Origin of the sequence: Posidoniimonas corsicana (assembly GCF_007859765.1) — a bacterium.
GTDB classification, from domain to species: domain Bacteria; phylum Planctomycetota; class Planctomycetia; order Pirellulales; family Lacipirellulaceae; genus Posidoniimonas; species Posidoniimonas corsicana.
In genome coordinates, this window is record NZ_SIHJ01000009.1 from 17,230 (window position 1) to 33,549 (window position 16,320).

A 16,320-nucleotide genomic window follows, 5' to 3' on the forward strand; every position below is an offset into this window, starting at 1 on the left:
CGAACCGCGTAGCTGCGAGCCGCCAACGTCCGCCACTGCTGCGCGACCCATTGACGGTGCTCGCGCAGCCCGGACAGCAAGAGCGGGCACTTGGGCGACGCCAGACCGGAGCGCACTTGCTGGTCCGACGAGTCGATCGTCGGGAAGAACGGGTAGCTGGCGCAGTCGAGCGGCTTATAGCCACCGTCGCAGCACCCCGTGTCGCACGCGTGGCAGATGGCGCGGTGCCCACCGTCGCTCGACGGGCGGATCTCCAGGTGCCCCAATTTGGCCCCCGCCGATACCGCCTCGTTAAGCTCTCCTGGGTAGAGCACGATGTAGTTGCCGCGGCTGAAGTCACAGCAGCGGTAGCCGCAGCCCGACTCGTGGCACGTCGGGATCACGCCTCGTACGGACTCAGCCATCCGGCATCCCGTCCGCTGCTTGGGCGCCAGTCTTCGCCGGCGCTGAGAGCGACACGGTCGGCAGCTCGACGTCCATTGCCACGCTCCGCACGTCCTGCGTCGCACCGGTAAAGTCGCACACCGACGTAAGATCAACCGACCAGTGGTCGGTCGGGACTACCAGCTTGCCGGTCGTTCCGCGCATCTCGAAGATGTGCTGCGGGCAGGCGACGCCGCTGATTCGTTCGCGTAGCCGGCTCATCAGTTCGATCTCCTCGTCGAGGGTCATAACAAACCGCATCGTCGTGGCGATCGGGTGGCAGTGGTAAAGGTAGTACGGACAGACGCCAAGCTGCGCCAGCCGCGTGAACATCCGATCCAGCACGTCGAGGTCGTCGTTCACCCCTTTGAGGAAGACCGACTGACTGATCAGCACGTACCCCATCCGCCGCAGGCGCCCGATCGCCGCCTCGGTCTCAGGCGTAAGCTCATCGGGGTGGTCAATGTGCAGGCTCAGGTAGGGCATCGCGTCACAGCCCGCCAGGCCCTCCAAGAGGTCGAAGTCCACCTTGTCCGGCGCCTGCAACGGGAACCGCGTGTGGATCCGCAGAATGGCGACCTGCGGCAGGGCGGCCATCGCCCGCCAGGCCCGGTCCAGGCCAACCGGGTGCGTGAGTGGATCGCCGCCGCTGAAGATCACCTCGGTGATCTCAGGGCTCTCGGCCACAAAGCTGACCGCGGCGTCAATCTCCTCTGGCTGCAAACGCCCCTCGCTGTCCAGCCCGACCCCAACGCGGTCCTGACGCTCGCAGTACCGGCAATTGGCCGCGCAGGTGTAGCTGAGCAGCACAATCGCCCGCCCAGGGTACTTGTACACCAGCCCCTTGGTGCGGGTGAGCTGCTTCTCCAGGAACAGGTCCGCATCGCGGTTGGCTGGCAGGTCCTCGTGCTCAGGATCAAAGAGGTACATCGCGCGCACGGCGTCGCTCGACTCCGCAAGCCTGCGGAGATGAGGGGTCGTCTTCTCGGCGAATCGATCGATTGGTGAGGTCACAAATAGAAACCGGTGAAGCGTAGAAGTCGGAGGGCTGTCGGGCGGCGATCGGTTCTACTAGTACCCGCTGCGGAAGCGGGTGTTGAACTGCCGATGGAGCTGTTCACGGCGGGCGTCTTCGACCGCATTCGGACGGCGGGGCAGCGGCGCCACTGTGCCGGCGTTCTCGGTGAAGAGGTCGGCGTCCTTGCACCAGCCGTCTGCTTCCAGGACCCACTGGCGGGTCCAGCCGGAAGGAGGCGGTTTGCTCGGCGCCTCGAAGTTGATGTGCAGCTCCTCCCCTGGCCCAATGATAGCGACCGCGTCGTCGGTCGCCTCGATCAGCGGGGTCGCGACGCCAAACTCGGTGTAGTAGCCGGCGGGGTGGCGGGTATCACCGAGCGGCGGGCGGTCGTCGTAGTCGTACACGCTGAGGCGGTTCTCGTCGACTCGGCGGGCGGCAAAACCGACATCCGCCACCGATGCGGACCGAAGACGCATCGCTCGGCGCTTGGCCTCGGGGCACGATGCGCGGTCAACGAGCAGGAGCCGGTCCCAGTAGACCAGCATGTTGGAGCTGATCCTCAGCCGCGTAGCCCCACTGGGGAGGGCGGCCCCGTCCAGCCGCACCGAACCGTGGCGCGAGGTTCCGGCCGGGTAGCCGAAGCGGTCCGCAATCACCACCCATTCGCCGGAGGCGGCTTGCGCCTCGATGGTCGGCTCGACAAAGGTCTCGCCGGCCTGCCACGCCGCAAACGCCGACTGGGAGTAGGCGTAGTCCACCCAGCCGTCGAACACCAGCGTCGGATCCTCCAACTCGTCGATCGGCCTGGTAAAACTCAGCGTAACCGAATGGGGGTTGGTAAGCCCGACAAACCGGCTGTCGCGGCGGTCGAGCGGGGCTGGCAGGCCGTCCGCCTCCGCGAGAGCGACGCGGATGTCCTCGCCACGATCGTTCATCGCCTCTTCAGGCGCCAGCCTGCTCCGGTAGAACACCGGCTCACCTGTTGGACCGGGCCCCAAACCGGCGAAGCGCTCGTCAAGGGTTATGGACCACCCGGGCGGCACGTCGTACGCGACCAGCCGCACCGCGTCGAAATAGCAGATCTCCTCCATCGGCTCGCCGAGCTTCAGCTCGAGTCGGCCCTCGCGAGGTTTGAGCAATCCGGCCGGGAGCAACAGGCTCTCCTGGGGACGGGGCGGGTAGTACTCCCCCCGCCCGAGGTTAAACCCGAGCCCCCCGGCGCCAAGCATGTCCGCGACGAACGCATAGCGTTTGCCATCCCACACGAACAACAGCGGGCAGCTGCCGGCCTGCCGCTGGGTTTCGCTGATCCGGTGGAGCTTGCCGACCGCAAGATCCAGCTCCGTTTGCGACACGCCGTCTGGCCACAGCAGGCGGAGGAAATCGATCTGCTCGGCGCCGCCCGCGCCGAGCGCAAACGGCTGCAGGCTCTGCCCTGGCATTGAAGTGGGTCGTGGCCCGGGCAACGCGGACCAGAGTTTTCCCGAGCGGGCGTGCCCGACCACGCCTATGCCTGATGCGTTGGACCTCATCTCCAGTGCACGGTCCGTCTTGCCGCTCAACTGTACGCGGGCGAAGGGCCAGCGGCCGCTACCCGCCGGCCACTTCCATAGGGTACCGTCCGCGGCCCAGCCAAGAAGCTCCGGCCCTTGCTCAGCCACAACCAGGCACGGTCGACCCACGGCGCCGCCGCGCTTCAGCGTGGCCAGCTGCGAGCCATCCATCGGGTCGATAACGGCGATCCCTTCGGCAGTGACCAGAGCCAGTTCGGCTTGGGTGTCGGCGTTGAAGTCGTAGGCGATCAGGTCTGTCGCTGCCTGATCGGCAAGCGCGGTGGAGCGCCAACCGCCATCTTCCGCCGACGCCCATCGCCGGACTCCGCTGGGCCCGGTCGTGTAGAGCTCAACAAGCCCGTCGACATCGGCATCAGCGCTAACGCAGGCCACGCAATCAGACTCAGAAAACTCCTCGAACCCAGGAGCGGGGCTGTAGTTCCACAGGCGGTCGTTCTGCAGGACTTCGTGGGGACGCCCGTCGTTGAGGAAGATCAGGTCGGCGTCGTCGTCTTGGTCTAGGTCGGCAATGACGAGACCCGACGACCCCTCGGGACCGCCCGCCAGGCCAAGCTCCTCAGCGGCCGATCGGAACGTGCCGTCGCGGTTGTTTATGAGCACCACACGCGGCGCCCCTGCCTGCAACAGGATGTAGTCAAGGTCGCCGTCGTGGTCAATGTCGTAGCAGGCGCCATCTACTGTCGTGTGGTCGCCCCCGCCCGCAGCGGCGGATGTGGTCACGTCCTCCCAACTCCCGTCGCCGAGCTGCCGCCAGAGCTGATTCTTCCCCCGGCAACAGAGGTAGGCGTCGACCATGCCGTCGTCGTTGAAGTCGCCCCACAGCACGGCGCCAACCCCGGTGACCTGGGCGAGCGGGTGGTCGGGATTCAGCTCAAACGCCTCACCATCGCCGAGCAGGATGCGAGGTCTGCCCGCTGGATCCGCCAAGAACAGGTCGAGTTCTCCATCGCCCGACAAATCGACAACCGTTGTGCTGGTACCGTCACCGACCTCACCAACGGCGCCCTCGACTTTGATAGTTCGCGGCGAATCGAAGAGGGGTCCGCTAGGCAACGGCTGCGTAGCGACCGGCCCCAAGACGCCCCCGCTGACTTCGGCTTTCGGCCCCATGCGGGAGTACTTCAGGTCCGCGACACGGGACCGAGGGTTCGTCGAGAGCCGTTGGAACTCGCTCAGTGCGGACTGGGCTTCGTCGGCCCGCCCCAGGCGACGGAGCGTCTGGGCCTCTCCGTAATAGGCGCTCCGGAGGTATGGGTCGGTCTGTGCGGCCCTGCGGAACCAAGCCACCGCCTGTTCGTAGTTTTTCATCCCCAGCAGGCACTGACCAACGTAGTACGCAGCGAAGGGATCGGAGGGGTCGGCCTCCGCAACCCGACGGAACGCGTCGAGAGCCGCGTCGGACTGACCATCGTGGAACAACAACAGAGCGCGACAATAGCGGGCCCGAAGGTTGTCGGGCGTTTCTGCGAGCACGCCGTCCAGAAGAGTCGCCGCCTGGCTGAGGTCGTCACCCGCGCGGCGGTTAAGCAGCGCGATCGCGAGATCGACCTGCACGTCGCCGCCGGATCGGCTGGACTTGGCGAGTGGCCGGAGCTTCTCAACCGCTTCCGCGTACTTGAACTGACCCATCAGGCCCGCGGCTGCGTTCCGCTGGCCGACAAACTCTGCGTCAGAGAATGCCGGGGCCTTTGGCTGGGGCTTGGAGCAACCGAGCGGGGTGCCAATGGCAATCGCGCCAAGCACGACGATTAGCCGCCGATAACTCCGTGGGCACGACCAAACGACAACGGGATGAGATCCAACTCGACGAGCCACCGCGATCCTCGCTGGCGGAAGTGATGAAAACCGGGAGTGAAGTTCCGCATTGTCACGCATCCCAAGCGGGGTCGCAACTCCGGCCTCCCTGTGCTGTTCGTTGCAGACAAAAAAGAAAACGGGCCGCCCCAGCGATGGAGCGGCCCGTAGGAGGTCAGCAGTAGTGCTTCCGCAGTCTAGCGGCGACGACGCGACGCAACACCCGCCAGGCCGAGGCCCGCGAGCAGGGCGAGCGTGGTCGGCTCGGGAACGGGTCCCGACAGGACGACGTCGTTGCCGTCTCCGCCCATGTAGCTCAGCGTCAGGTCGATGCCGTTGAATGTAACGGTCGCTCCCTCGGCCAGCCCGGTGAAGGCGCCAGACACGGCGTTGGCGCCCTGATTGTCAATCAGGATGAACGCGTCCGATGCACTCGGAACGTAGGCGCCGGCCAGGGTCAGCTCGCCGGCCAAGCTGACGTCACCGGTGACGATCAGCTGATCGTACTCGGTGCCAGCCATGGTGCCCTCGATCTCCATGAAGAGGTCACCGGAGTCCAGCGAGTAGTTCCCGGTCACGGTCATCGTGCCGGGCGAGTCTCCGGGCGAGATCGTGCCGCCGCCCTGCGTCAGGTCACCGATGAAATTGGTCGCCGACAGGGTGCCACCGGTCATGTCGAACAATCCGCCTCCGACATCAACGGTTTCGGCATTCAGCACACCACCGCTCAGGTGGTACTCGCCCAAGCCGTGTCCGTTCGGATCCATCTCCAAGGAATCACCGAACACGGCGTTGGTTGAAGCGTAGTCGTGCAGGGTGACCGTGCCGCCCGACTGGTTAACAATGCCAGCCTGGCCTGCGGTTTCGTTGAGCACCATGCCTGTATCGCTCCAGACGGTGGCGTTGTCCTGAACGTTCAGGGTGCCGCTGCCGCCGCTCCCGAGTCCGCCAATCACGATGAAGGATTGCTCGGAGTTCGAGATGTTCTCTGGATTCCCGTCATCCACCGCAATCTTCCGCACCACGGCAGAACCGGACAGATTGACCGTGCCCGTGCTGCTGTCGCGGCCGATTGCAATCCAGGTGTTGGCCTCTACGGTTCCGGAATCCATATTGGCAGTGGTGGTGTTACCCCCACCATTGCCGAACCAAACCTCATTGCCGGACTTCATCAATGCGTCGTCAGTAATGGTAACGGTAGCGTTGTGGAGCTCGATATTACCCGTCGTGTTGGCAGACCCCCCGCCGGTCACGTTGACAGTAGCGACGCCACCATCAACACCCGCGACGAGCAAGTCGCCGCCAACAACGCCCGACCCAGAGAGGTTGAGCTCACCCACACCGCCCGCACCTCGACCGACATACAAGCGGGCTTTGCCCTGCGTACCGCCGCTGAGGTTGTACGTTCCGGTGCCGCCGTCCTGTCCGACGAACATCCAGCTGTCGTTCGCAACAAACGTGTTGCCGGCGGACTGGTTTAGCGTTCCAGAAGTGTCAGCGCCGGCGCCAACAAAGATGTCAGCGACATCTGGGATTACATCCGTTATTTCTGCAGTGCCGCCGTTGTTCACGTAGGCGAACTCACGGCCGTTGTCGCCGTTGCCGTCCTCAGTGGGAGGACCTTCGGGGTCCCAGTTCGTGCCGACGTTCCAGTCGGCCGGGCCATCGACGTTCCAGTTGAAGTCCACCGCCGCGGCATCACCGGCGGTGAGCACCCCGAGGCAGAGCGCCCCGGGTAAGGAGAAGAGTCGAAACAGGGTGCATCTCATTGGGGCTACCTCCAGAGGCAATTTTTCTCTCAGCGGCGACAGAGCAGGTAATAATTAAGCCGTTGTTGCCGTTGCGAGAGCGAGTAACGTGGCCAGCGTTGCCAGGTCGCTAGCCGAGACGAGTAGAAAACAGACGAGCGGCGACGCAGGTTCGGTGGGCCGCGTACCGCGGCCGCACCATCCGCGCAACCTGTCGTAAATTGTGATTAAAGTTTAGCAATTGTCAATCAATGAGGGTGTGAATCCATGCATTATTTTGCAGCTACCCGAAGGCGGAGAGACGAGGGGTTTCGTCTCTTCGGGTTCGCGCATCCTCTTGCGTTCAGTCACACCTGGCTGGCGGCTCTGATGGCTGTTTCCCTCGCAGGCATTCCCACGTCTTGCGGTTCCTCCCCGATTGCGAGGGACCAAGCCGCGATCGGCGGCGCCGCGGGGGACGCACAAAGCGTCTTCCGCCGTAAAGCATTGCGAGCCGTTCGCCAAGAAGACGTTGACTCTGCCCTCGAATTGCTGCGTCAGGAGTTCCGCAGCTTGCCAGGCGGCCCGCTTCCCGAGGTGACGCTCGCCGGGATGCTGCAGCAGGAGGGACAGCCCCAGCAGGCGCGGATGCTGCTAGAGCAGGCGGTCGTGGCTCTGCCGGAAGACCCCGAGCCGCACCTGGCGCTGGCCGATCTCGCGTGGCGGGATCGACGTTTGAGTGACGCTTGCCTGCAGTACGAACGCGCCGGCCAGCTTGCCGGTGAGATGCCGGACGACTCGCCTCGCAAAGCAAGGCTCACCGAATGGGCCCTTGCGGGCCTGGGCAGCGTCGCCGAGACACGAGGCCAATCCAAACTGGCGTTCGAATTGTTTAGTCAGCTACTGGAGCAAAACCCCAAACACTCCCAGGCCCACTATCGACTGGGGCATATCCTGTTCGCACTGCAGCGCAGTGAAGAGGCGATTGCTCACTTAACCGCCGCTGCGGAGTCCAATCCCAACGCTCCCACAGCGGAGCTAGCCATAGCAGGGCTCCACCAGCAAGCCGGCGATACCGACGCCGCGGAGGAGTGGCTACGTCGGGCTGCTGACTCAGCCACGTCGAACGCCCAGGTCCAACTCGCGCTGGCGAAGTTTCTGCTGTCTGTCCGCAACGCCCCGCGGGCCGCAGCGGCGCCGATTGCACGCGTGATTGAAGTGGATCCTGAGAGCCAGGAGGCTAGGACCCTCGAGGCTCTGACCGCGTGGAGCACGGGAGACTTGGAACGGGCCGAAGGCCTTCTGGAGAAGTTAACGCTAGACAATCCAAGCTCGGTCGAGGCGAACGCTTACCTGTCCTCAGTGCTTGCAGAGCGGGGTGGCCCCAAGCGGGTGATGCGTGCGGAAGAAGTCGCCACGCTCAACTCATCTTCTCACCCGAACTCAGTGCCCGCGGCGGCCGCCTTCGGATGGGTGGTGCTGCATGCGGGTAAGGTCGACCTGGCCGCGCGGCAACTGGAAGCGGCAGTGAAGGCCAACGGAGCGGATCGCGACGCCCGCTACTACTACGCCCGAGCGCTGTACCGCACCGGCAAGACGCGGGCCGCGACCGAGCAGCTCACTACCGCCCTGAACGCGACAGGTCTATTCATCCATCTGAATGATGCGGCTGAGTGGGGCCAAACGCTTGGACTCGTACCCAACGAAGGGTAGAGTCAGTTTCCCGCCGGCTCTTCAAACGCCTCCTCCTCGAACCAGCGAACCGATGACTGAGCGATACTGCGTACTGCTTTGTCCTATTATCGTGATCAGCGGAGCCTGCCTGCTTGGCTGCTCATCTGACGAGTCAACGAACCAGCCTGCGACGGCCACTACCCCGAGAAACGCTGCCGCGAGTTCCAACGATAGCGATGCCGCCGACAACGGCCTGCTGGTCGACATCACCGATCGGCTAGGCATCACCCCGCCGAAAGGCGACTGGCCGGACGGGGACTACATGACCCCCGAGATCACCCCGGGGGGCGTGGCCGTGCTTGATTTCGACGGTGACGGCCGGCTCGACCTGTACCAGGTGAACCACTGCGCGGCGGGCTCGTTCACCGCCCCGGCGCCCAACCGGCTGTTTCGGCAGAAAGAGGACGGGACCTTCGAAGAGGTCCCCGACGCCGCCGGCCTGAACGACCGGGGCTACGGGCACGGCGTGGCGGTGGGCGACATCGACAACGACGGCGATCCGGACGTCTTGGTGACCAATTACGGGCCGAACGCCCTGTACATCAACGAGGGCGGCCGGTACGTCAACCACACGGCCGAGGCGGGCATCGAGGGCGATCAGTGGAGTTCGTCCGCCGGATTCCTCGACTACGACCGCGACGGCGACCTGGACCTGTACATCGTGAATTTTGCGGTGTTCGATCCGGACCGCCGGTGCGTTGTCGGCGACGACCCCAACGACCTCGACTACTGCGGCCCCCACCTGTTCGACGGCCTAGTGGACACGCTGTACCGGAACAACGGCGACGGCACGTTTACCGACGTCACTGAGCAGGCCAATATCGTCCTGCCCGGCCGTGGTTGGGGATTGGCGTGCGGTGACGTCACCGGCGACGGTTGGTGTGACGTGTACGTCGCGAACGACGAGGAGCCCGCTCAGCTATGGGTCAACCAACAGGACGGAACCTTTGAGGAGGAGGCCGTCTTTCGGGGGTGCGCCTACAACATGGCGGGCCGCGTCGAAGCCGGCATGGGGGTCGCCATTGCCGATGTCGACGGCGACCAACGCATGGACCTATTCAAGACGCACCTCGGCGGCGAGACCAACACGCTCTACCTCTCCGATGGCTCTGACGAACTGTACTCCGACGAAACGGCGCGAAGCACGATGGGATCCGTCGACCGTCCGTATACAGGTTGGGGCTGCGGGTTCGTCGATTTCGACCATGATGGCCTGCTCGATATGGCGGTGGCCAACGGGCGGGTGAGCAAAGGAGTGCCCCAGCCCTCCTCACAGCTGAGCCCCTTCTGGAGCCGCTTTGCCGAGCCCAACCTGCTTTTCAAGGGTGAGCCGGGGGGGCGGTTTGTAAACATCAGCGACCAGGCAGGTCGATTCGGCAGCGAACCACTCAGCAGCCGGGGCATGGCATTCGCCGACCTCGACAACGACGGCGACCTCGATCTTGCGGTACAGCAGCTTGACAACGAATTGCGGGTCTACCGTAACGACGCCCCGCAGCCCGGCGCCCATTGGCTGATTGTTCGGGCGATGACCGGCCAACGCGACGCGTATGGGGCACGGGTGATCGCCACAGCGGGCGACCGGAAGTGGGTTCGCTTGGCGCACCCCGCCTCGAGCTACCTCGCCAGCAACGACCCGCGCGCCCACTTCGGACTTGGATCCGAAGAAAGCGTCGACCAATTGATCATTGAGTGGCCGAGCGGCCGGCGCGAGACGTTCGCCGTGCCAGGCGTGGATCGGGTGATCACCGTGAAGGAAGGCGAGGGGCAGCCAGTCGACGGCTAGGCGCCGTCCTGGTACTGCTCCGCCCGGGTGCGGATCTCTTCAGCGACTTCCGCCTGGTTGGTTTCGTCCGCCCAGCGGGCCGCCTCGCCTGCGGTCTCTGCGGCCTGCTGTGGTTCGCCCGCGGCGGCCTGTGCGGCGGCCAGCGTGTCTAGCACGCGCGGCATGTTGTGGTCGGCGATCTGCTTCGCCCGTTCGGCCAGCTCTACTGCCTTGGCGGGGTCACGCAGCCGCTCATCCTCGGTAGTTGCAAGCAGCCAAGCCTGGTTGTTGAGGGCCTCGGGCCAATCGGGTCGCAGGGCCAACGCGGCATTGTAGTGGGTGATCGCTTCCTCCTGCTCGCCGAGCTCGACCAGCACCTGCGCCAATTCGTGGTGCGCCTCGTGGCTCTCGGGGCTCAGCCGCAGGGCCTCCGTGAACTGCGCCCGTGCCGCGGCGGGGTTCCCAAACGTCGAGAGAGCAACGCCCAACGCGTAGCGGGCCTCGTAGTTGAACGGGTCTCGTCGGACAGCCTCCGAGTAGTGCTGCACGGCTTTGCGGAGGTTCCCCTGCCGCGAGTAGGCGCGGCCGAGGTGCTGGTCGAGCGACTTGTACTCGCGGTTGGCCCGCATCACATGCTGGAACTGGGCGACCGCCTTGTCGAGTTCACCCTCGATCAGGTACGCGCGTCCGAGCGTGAAATTGGCGTCCAGGTATGAAGGCGCGATCCGCAGGGTTTCGACAAGGTGCTGCTTGCACTCCTCGACACGGCCCTCGCTCAGCAGCGCCGTGGCCAGGTTGTAGTGGGCATCAGGATGGTCGGCGTCTAGTCGCAGAGCCTCGCGGAACTGGTCGATCGCTTCGCTCACGCTGCCGATCTGCACCAGCACGGCGCCCCAATCGTTGTGGGCGTCAGGGTTGTCGGGCTCGCGTTCGGCGATCTGGCCGAAGAAGATCGAAGCGTCAACGAAACGCTCTAGGCGGATCAGCAGCGATCCCAGCCTCCTGCGGACGACGTCGCTGGTGGGGTCGAGCTCAATGGCTCTGGTGTAGTTGCTGATCGCCTCGCTTGAACGTCCGGCTTCTTCACTGGCGATCCCGGCCGCCAAGAACTCGTCCGCGGTTTCCGGCGCCGCGCCTGCGGTGGGAGCCGCACCAAGCTGCGTTTCGCCTACCGCGACGTTCTCGCCCTGCGGGCGCGCCTGAGCTTCCTCTGCGGTCGTTGAGTCGTCCTGCAACGCCTCGCCGCGGCTGTCCCTGTTCACGGGAGAAGCGTCACGCTGGCACCCGGCCCCGGTGATCGACGCAGCCAGGATCAAGAGCGGCAAACTACGCGGCGCGAACCAAAATCGCATGGGAACTAGCGGCACTGGCGAGAGGCAAGAGCAGGAACCAAACACGGTTCTACCAGCATAGCACACCATATGAGCGGTGGTCCTAGAACCAAGCCGCCGGCGCCACGCTACTTGCGGCGCCGGCGGCGGGACTTCTTGCCGGACTTGGGTTTAGCGCCGTAGGCCCGTTTGGCCTCACGAGCAAACCGGTTGTCGAGGCGGACCAGCTGGCAGCTGCGCACGTCGAGCGTGGCCGTTTTCCCGCACGCCGTCTTGACCGCCACGAACGGGAGGCAGACCGCCTTGATCCGCAGCGGCGCCGCCGGGCTCTGCGGCCGGAATGTGACGCGGACCGGCTCGTCCGGCTGCAAGAGCGAAGAGTCGCAGCACCACAGGAAGGACGCGTACTCGACCACCTCATTCAGCACGGCAACGTACTCGCCGGCGCGCAGGTCTTCGGCCGCGATTGGCTTGGCGACCGTCAGGTTGTCGGCGAGTGAGGCAGCCACGAGAACTGTCCCGGCTTGGATTCAACAACCGCGCGCATGCAGGCGGCGGCTTCTGCTACCCAAGAGAGGGGCGGCCGCAGAAAGGTTCGCTCCATCGGCGCCGATCCTGCCTTCCCCACGCAAGTGGTTGCGGTAGACTGGCGAACAGCATCATTGCCCGAGGGAGCACCACAACCGTGACCCACACAGCCATTATTTCGCCACAAGATGCGCGTGCCCGGATCGACGATCCCAGCTGGGTGTTCATCGACTGCCGGTTCTCGCTCGCTGACCCCGACGCTGGCCAACGGGCCTACGCCAACGGCCACCTGCCGGGCGCGGTCTACGCCCACCTGGACGAGCACCTCTCCTCACCGGTGACCGAGACGTCTGGACGCCACCCGCTTCCTGACGCCGCACGGCTCGCCGCCCAACTGGGCGACTGGGGCGTCGGGCACGGGATTCAGGTCGTCGCGTACGACGACGCGTCCGGCGCTTTCGCGGCCCGGCTGTGGTGGCTGCTCCACTGGCTTGGCCACTCGGAGGTCGCGGTGCTCGACGGCGGGTTCGAGGCGTGGCAGTCGCTGGGCCTGCCCACGACAGCTGTGCAGAGCAAGCCGCGGCCGGTTGCGTTCTCAGGCACGCCGGACGATGCGATGTGGATTACCTCTGACGCGACCGAAACGGCGCTAGCAGGCGGCGACGCCCTCCTCATCGACGCCCGCGGCCCAGAAAGGTTCCGCGGCGAGTTGGAACCGGTAGACCCGGTTGCTGGGCACGTGCCCGGCGCGGTGAACGCGCCGTTCGCGGGCAACTTGAACGATCAGGGGAGGCTGCTGCCAGCTGGAGACTTGCGGGCCCGCTTCGCACCACTTGCCGAGCAGGCGGGCGCGGACGGCGTGATCCACATGTGCGGGTCCGGCGTCACCGCGTGCCACAACATGCTGGCGATGGCCGCGGCGGGACTGCCGATGGGCAGGCTCTACGCCGGCTCCTGGAGCGAGTGGATCCGCAACCCAGATCGCGCGGTGGCTAGCGGCTCGTGAGCTCGTCGTACAGCCGCTGGACGCCGGCCTGGTCTGCCTGGCCGTCGTGCAGCACGACCAGGTACCGCAGCTTAATCGATTCGCCGGGCTCAATCGTCACGGCCCCCTGCTTGAGATCCGTCTTCGGAAAGTGGTGCACCCCGAACGGGTTGGCGGCAAACAGGCCGTAGGTCCGGACGTGCCACAGGCAGGGGTGCCGGAAGCTGTCCGGGTGGCTGAAGATGGCGAGACCCGACTGCTCGCCCTCGGCCGGCCCCGCGTAGTCGACCCACGCGGCGGGTCGCCCCCAGGCCTCCTTGTCCTGCTGGCCATTGTTGTTCACCAGCCGTCCCCCCTGCTTGGCGTCCACCTTCATCGTGCCGGCCACCCGGACGGCGAAGGTCCCCTCCTTCGTATCGCCGAACGTAACCGGCTCTTCGTCGGCCTTGAGCTCGATCGTGAAATCGACCAGCCGGACGCCCGGCTTCGGCTCGGAGAAAACGAGCGTGCGGCGGTCCTCGCACAGCTTCTTACCGCCCGCGACCCAGTCATTGTGCGTAACAATTGTGCCGCTCTGATCGCCCCCCTGGCGGGTCTCGAACTGCTTGTGCTCGATAAGGGCGTCGCCCTCTTTCTTGGGCTCCACCCAGAAGTCCGCGCCGTTGACAATGCCGTGGGCGAACCACAGCGAGCGGTGGTGAGGGTGGTCGTTTTCTTCGTCAGGCCCGAGCTCGGTCATCGGGTAGCCGCGGGTCACCTTGTTGCCAGCGGGCCCGATTAGGGGCCACACCGCCGGCTGGTGGCCCGATCGCGTGTGGTACTCTGCGAAGAGCTTGCCGTCGATCTTCACGACCGCCCCCGCGGGCGACTCTTCCACGCTCACCTCGGCGGCGACGGGCGGGACAACAACGGCGGCAAACAAGCACGGCAGGATGAACGCGGCGGGCTTCATACCAGGATCCTAGAGCTTTTGAAGAGCTGTCCGTCCCGCCACGTCCGGATGGCGGCGGATGAGTTCGGACTTCTAGGATATCGTCCGCGGCCAGCCGGACGCCAGGATTGCACGGAATCGCCCCACGCATGCGGTTGAAGGCGGCATCGTGCCTGGCGACGAAAGACTACTCGCCGGAGATCAACCCGACCGCTTGGCCGAGGGCATCAGGCCGGATGGCGATGACAAGGTCGTCGAATAACCATGGGCTGGCGTCCGTCCCGACGCCCAGCCTGAGCCGGTCAAACATCAGGTTGGCGTTAAGGATCTCGGCGTGCGGCCGCACCCGCGGCGTCTCGCCAGGAGGCACGTCGCACCAGACAGCGACCTTGTCCGCCCGCTCGCCGAACACCATCCGCAACACCCACAACCGAGGCGAATCGCCGGAGCTGAGTTCGCCGCCGTCCACAAGCTTCTGCACGATGGCCCGGCTGCCGACGTTGGCGACGACGGCCAGTCGGTCGTTGTTGTCGGTCGTTCCCAGGAACAGCGGCTCGTGGAACTGCCGGTCGCCGCCGAACATGACCGAGAGGCCGGCGTACATCCCCGGGCGGCGGTGATCGGTCGCCCGCGTCCGCCACGCCAGCCAGAGTTCGGTGTCGGACCGGCCCACCATGCCGCGGTCGGTCAGCAGACCGGCCCTCGCGAACGCCGAATCGGGCGAAGTATCCAAGTCGAGGAAAACCGGCGCGGTCTCTTCAACCAGCAGCGAGCCGGAGGAGTGGAGGCGCCCCGGCACGATGTCACGGTCGAATCGGACCAGCGAGTCGCTGCGCGGGCCCGCGTCGGCGAAGGCCAGGCTGCGGTCGACGCCACCAGACGGGATGTCGAAGCCCTGGAAGCCTAGCAGCCCACGGATCCGCTGCAGCTCGTAGAAGCACACCTGCTCCTTGGCCTGACTGGAGCCGCGCCGCGCGTCACGCAGGTCGGCGATCTCGTCGGGACGGATAAACTCTCGCTCGTGGGGAAGCGTTTCGATGGTCCACCGCAGCTGCCCCTGGCCGTCAACGTAGCCCGACCGCCCCGCCTGCAGCGTGCGTGTCTGAAGCTCGTCGCTGTCGTCGGTCGAGTTTCTGCTGGTGAGTTCCACCACCCCCTCGTAGACGGCCACGCTTGTTTCCAACGCGTCGGTGACGCTGACGCCAAACTCGGTGCCCAGGTCGACGACCCGGGCGGTTGGGGTCTCGACGACGATCTGCGCCGCCTCGTCAGAGATCCGCGCGGTCAGCCGGCCGCGATCCAACCGGATGCGGTCCTCATCCTCGAACACCAGCGACGCCGGCCCCTGGACAACCACGTCGCAACCGGTCGAAGTGGTGAGCGCGAGGACGCCGTCGGAAATGTCGATCGGGGCGAGCCGGCGGATATGCATGCCTCGGTACGCCGGGCGGCCCTCGCTCCACTGCACGTCGAATACGTCCAGCACAGTCGCGACGAGCGGCTCCGCAATCGGGAGCGCCGGCTGCGGGGCGACCTCCGCCAATCCAACATCATTCCTAGCGACAGTACCGCCACGGTCGAGGAGCAGCGTCGAAACCGCAAGCAGCAGACTGGCCGCTAGCATCGCACTGCTGACGGCAAACCACCGCGACCCCGGGGCGTGGCGCCTGGCCAGCGCGGCGGTCCGAGCACCGGGAGCAGGACGGGACTCGATCCAGTCGAGGGATTCGCCGATCGAGCGCTGCACGGCCGGGTCGCTTGTCAGCGACAGCTGGTCCAGCAGCCGGGGCACCGACAGGATGCTGTCGGTCATCTCGTGGATCATGCCCATCTGGACCACCGCCCGGGCGTTGTCCGGGTGGGCGTTTACCCAGTCGGACAGCCGGCGGCCCTCGGCGGGCGAGAGCGCCTCGCCGTCGAAATGGGCGTTCAACAATTCAACTGGCTTCCTCACCGGGCATCCCCCAACAACTTCATTCGCCTGCCGATACACTCCTTGAGACCGCACCGCACCTGGGAGAGGCGAGTGTACACCGACCGCACGGTTAGCCCCAGCTGGCTCGATATCTCTTCGATCGAGTTGCAGGCGAGGTAACGCAGGTCGATCAGCCTCCGGGCCCGCTCTGGCAACTGCTTCAAGCAGAGTTCGAGGGCGTCGTGGTACGAGTCGAACTGCGACTCCGCGGCCAGGAAACTCTCCTCGATGTGCTTGACGGTCTCGACGTCAAAGACCATTCGCCGATCCCGGTCGCGTTTACGGAAGTGCTCAAACACCCGGTTCCGCGCGACGCCGACCGCCCACTCCAGGAAGGGGCGTTGGGGATCGTACTTGTCGAAGTCGCGAGCAATCGCCATCGCGGTTTCCTGCATCACATCGTCAGCATCGTGCACCGACGGCACGAAGATGCGGACATACGTACGCAGCCTGGCGTATGACTCAGCCCAGAGAGCGGCGAAGTCGCACCGGCTGTCGGTCGCTTTTGATCGATCCGTCATGACACTGCAGTTCT

The 16,320-nt window shown here is 65.5% G+C and carries 11 protein-coding genes; 3 read left to right on the top strand and 8 right to left on the bottom strand.

The window, feature by feature from the left end; all coding sequences use genetic code 11:
* Positions 1-396: 396 nt before the first annotated feature.
* From KOR34_RS25815 to KOR34_RS25825, 3 genes are all read right to left on the bottom strand, one after another.
* Complete coding sequence (locus KOR34_RS25815) at positions 397-1,437, bottom strand: KamA family radical SAM protein (protein ID WP_197531753.1); 1,041 nt, start codon at positions 1,435-1,437, stop codon at positions 397-399.
* Between the two features lie 57 nt (positions 1,438-1,494).
* Positions 1,495-4,644, bottom strand: a complete 3,150-nt coding sequence (locus tag KOR34_RS25820; RefSeq protein WP_197531754.1) for an FG-GAP-like repeat-containing protein — start codon at positions 4,642-4,644, stop codon at positions 1,495-1,497.
* 362 nt (positions 4,645-5,006) lie between these two features.
* Entirely contained in the window at positions 5,007-6,578 is a 1,572-nt protein-coding gene (locus KOR34_RS25825) for a PEP-CTERM sorting domain-containing protein (RefSeq protein WP_146569043.1), read from the bottom strand.
* Positions 6,579-6,824: 246 nt separating this feature from the next.
* Here KOR34_RS25825 and KOR34_RS25830 point away from each other — a divergent pair, with 246 nt between their 5' ends.
* Both KOR34_RS25830 and KOR34_RS25835 read left to right on the top strand, forming a co-directional pair.
* Positions 6,825-8,249, top strand: coding sequence for a tetratricopeptide repeat protein (locus KOR34_RS25830; protein WP_146569044.1), 1,425 nt, complete (start codon positions 6,825-6,827; stop codon positions 8,247-8,249).
* A 52-nt stretch (positions 8,250-8,301) separates the two neighbouring features.
* Complete coding sequence (locus KOR34_RS25835; protein ID WP_197531755.1) at positions 8,302-10,056, top strand: CRTAC1 family protein; 1,755 nt, start codon at positions 8,302-8,304, stop codon at positions 10,054-10,056.
* Here the strand turns inward: KOR34_RS25835 and KOR34_RS25840 are convergent.
* The gene (locus tag KOR34_RS25840) at positions 10,053-11,297 is read right to left on the bottom strand and encodes a tetratricopeptide repeat protein (RefSeq protein ID WP_197531756.1); all 1,245 of its coding nucleotides are present in this window, start codon (positions 11,295-11,297) and stop codon (positions 10,053-10,055) included. The genes KOR34_RS25835 and KOR34_RS25840 overlap by 4 nt on opposite strands.
* A gap of 197 nt (positions 11,298-11,494) precedes the next feature.
* Entirely contained in the window at positions 11,495-11,875 is a 381-nt protein-coding gene (locus KOR34_RS25850) for a hypothetical protein (RefSeq protein ID WP_146569048.1), read from the bottom strand.
* Between the two features lie 176 nt (positions 11,876-12,051).
* Between KOR34_RS25850 and KOR34_RS25855 the strand changes: the two genes are divergently transcribed.
* Positions 12,052-12,900, top strand: coding sequence for a sulfurtransferase (locus KOR34_RS25855; protein ID WP_146569049.1), 849 nt, complete (start codon positions 12,052-12,054; stop codon positions 12,898-12,900).
* Here the strand turns inward: KOR34_RS25855 and KOR34_RS25860 are convergent.
* The 3 genes from KOR34_RS25860 to KOR34_RS25870 all read right to left on the bottom strand — a co-directional run bounded on the left by KOR34_RS25860 (position 12,887) and on the right by KOR34_RS25870 (position 16,306).
* A complete protein-coding gene (locus KOR34_RS25860; protein WP_146569050.1) occupies positions 12,887-13,831 on the bottom strand; it encodes a DUF6807 domain-containing protein in 945 nt (314 codons plus the stop codon). The two genes, KOR34_RS25855 and KOR34_RS25860, sit on opposite strands and share 14 nt — an antisense overlap.
* Positions 13,832-13,997: 166 nt before the next feature.
* Complete coding sequence (locus tag KOR34_RS25865; protein ID WP_228714770.1) at positions 13,998-15,743, bottom strand: FecR domain-containing protein; 1,746 nt, start codon at positions 15,741-15,743, stop codon at positions 13,998-14,000.
* 17 nt (positions 15,744-15,760) lie between these two features.
* Positions 15,761-16,306 carry a sigma-70 family RNA polymerase sigma factor gene (locus KOR34_RS25870; RefSeq protein ID WP_146569052.1) on the bottom strand — a complete coding sequence of 182 codons (546 nt, stop codon included), beginning with the start codon at positions 16,304-16,306 and terminating at the stop codon, positions 15,761-15,763.
* Positions 16,307-16,320: the final 14 nt, after the last annotated feature.

Bases quoted from the DNA above. Each gene is read 5' to 3' on its own strand.
- KOR34_RS25820 (WP_197531754.1), bottom strand. From the start codon at position 4,644: ATGGGTCAGTTCAAGTACGCGGAAGCGGTTGAGAAGCTCCGGCCACTC.
- KOR34_RS25825 (WP_146569043.1), bottom strand. From the start codon at position 6,578: ATGAGATGCACCCTGTTTCGACTCTTCTCCTTACCCGGGGCGCTCTGC.
- KOR34_RS25830 (WP_146569044.1), top strand. From the start codon at position 6,825: ATGCATTATTTTGCAGCTACCCGAAGGCGGAGAGACGAGGGGTTTCGT.
- KOR34_RS25835 (WP_197531755.1), top strand. From the start codon at position 8,302: ATGACTGAGCGATACTGCGTACTGCTTTGTCCTATTATCGTGATCAGC.
- KOR34_RS25860 (WP_146569050.1), bottom strand. From the start codon at position 13,831: ATGAAGCCCGCCGCGTTCATCCTGCCGTGCTTGTTTGCCGCCGTTGTT.
- KOR34_RS25870 (WP_146569052.1), bottom strand. From the start codon at position 16,306: ATGACGGATCGATCAAAAGCGACCGACAGCCGGTGCGACTTCGCCGCT.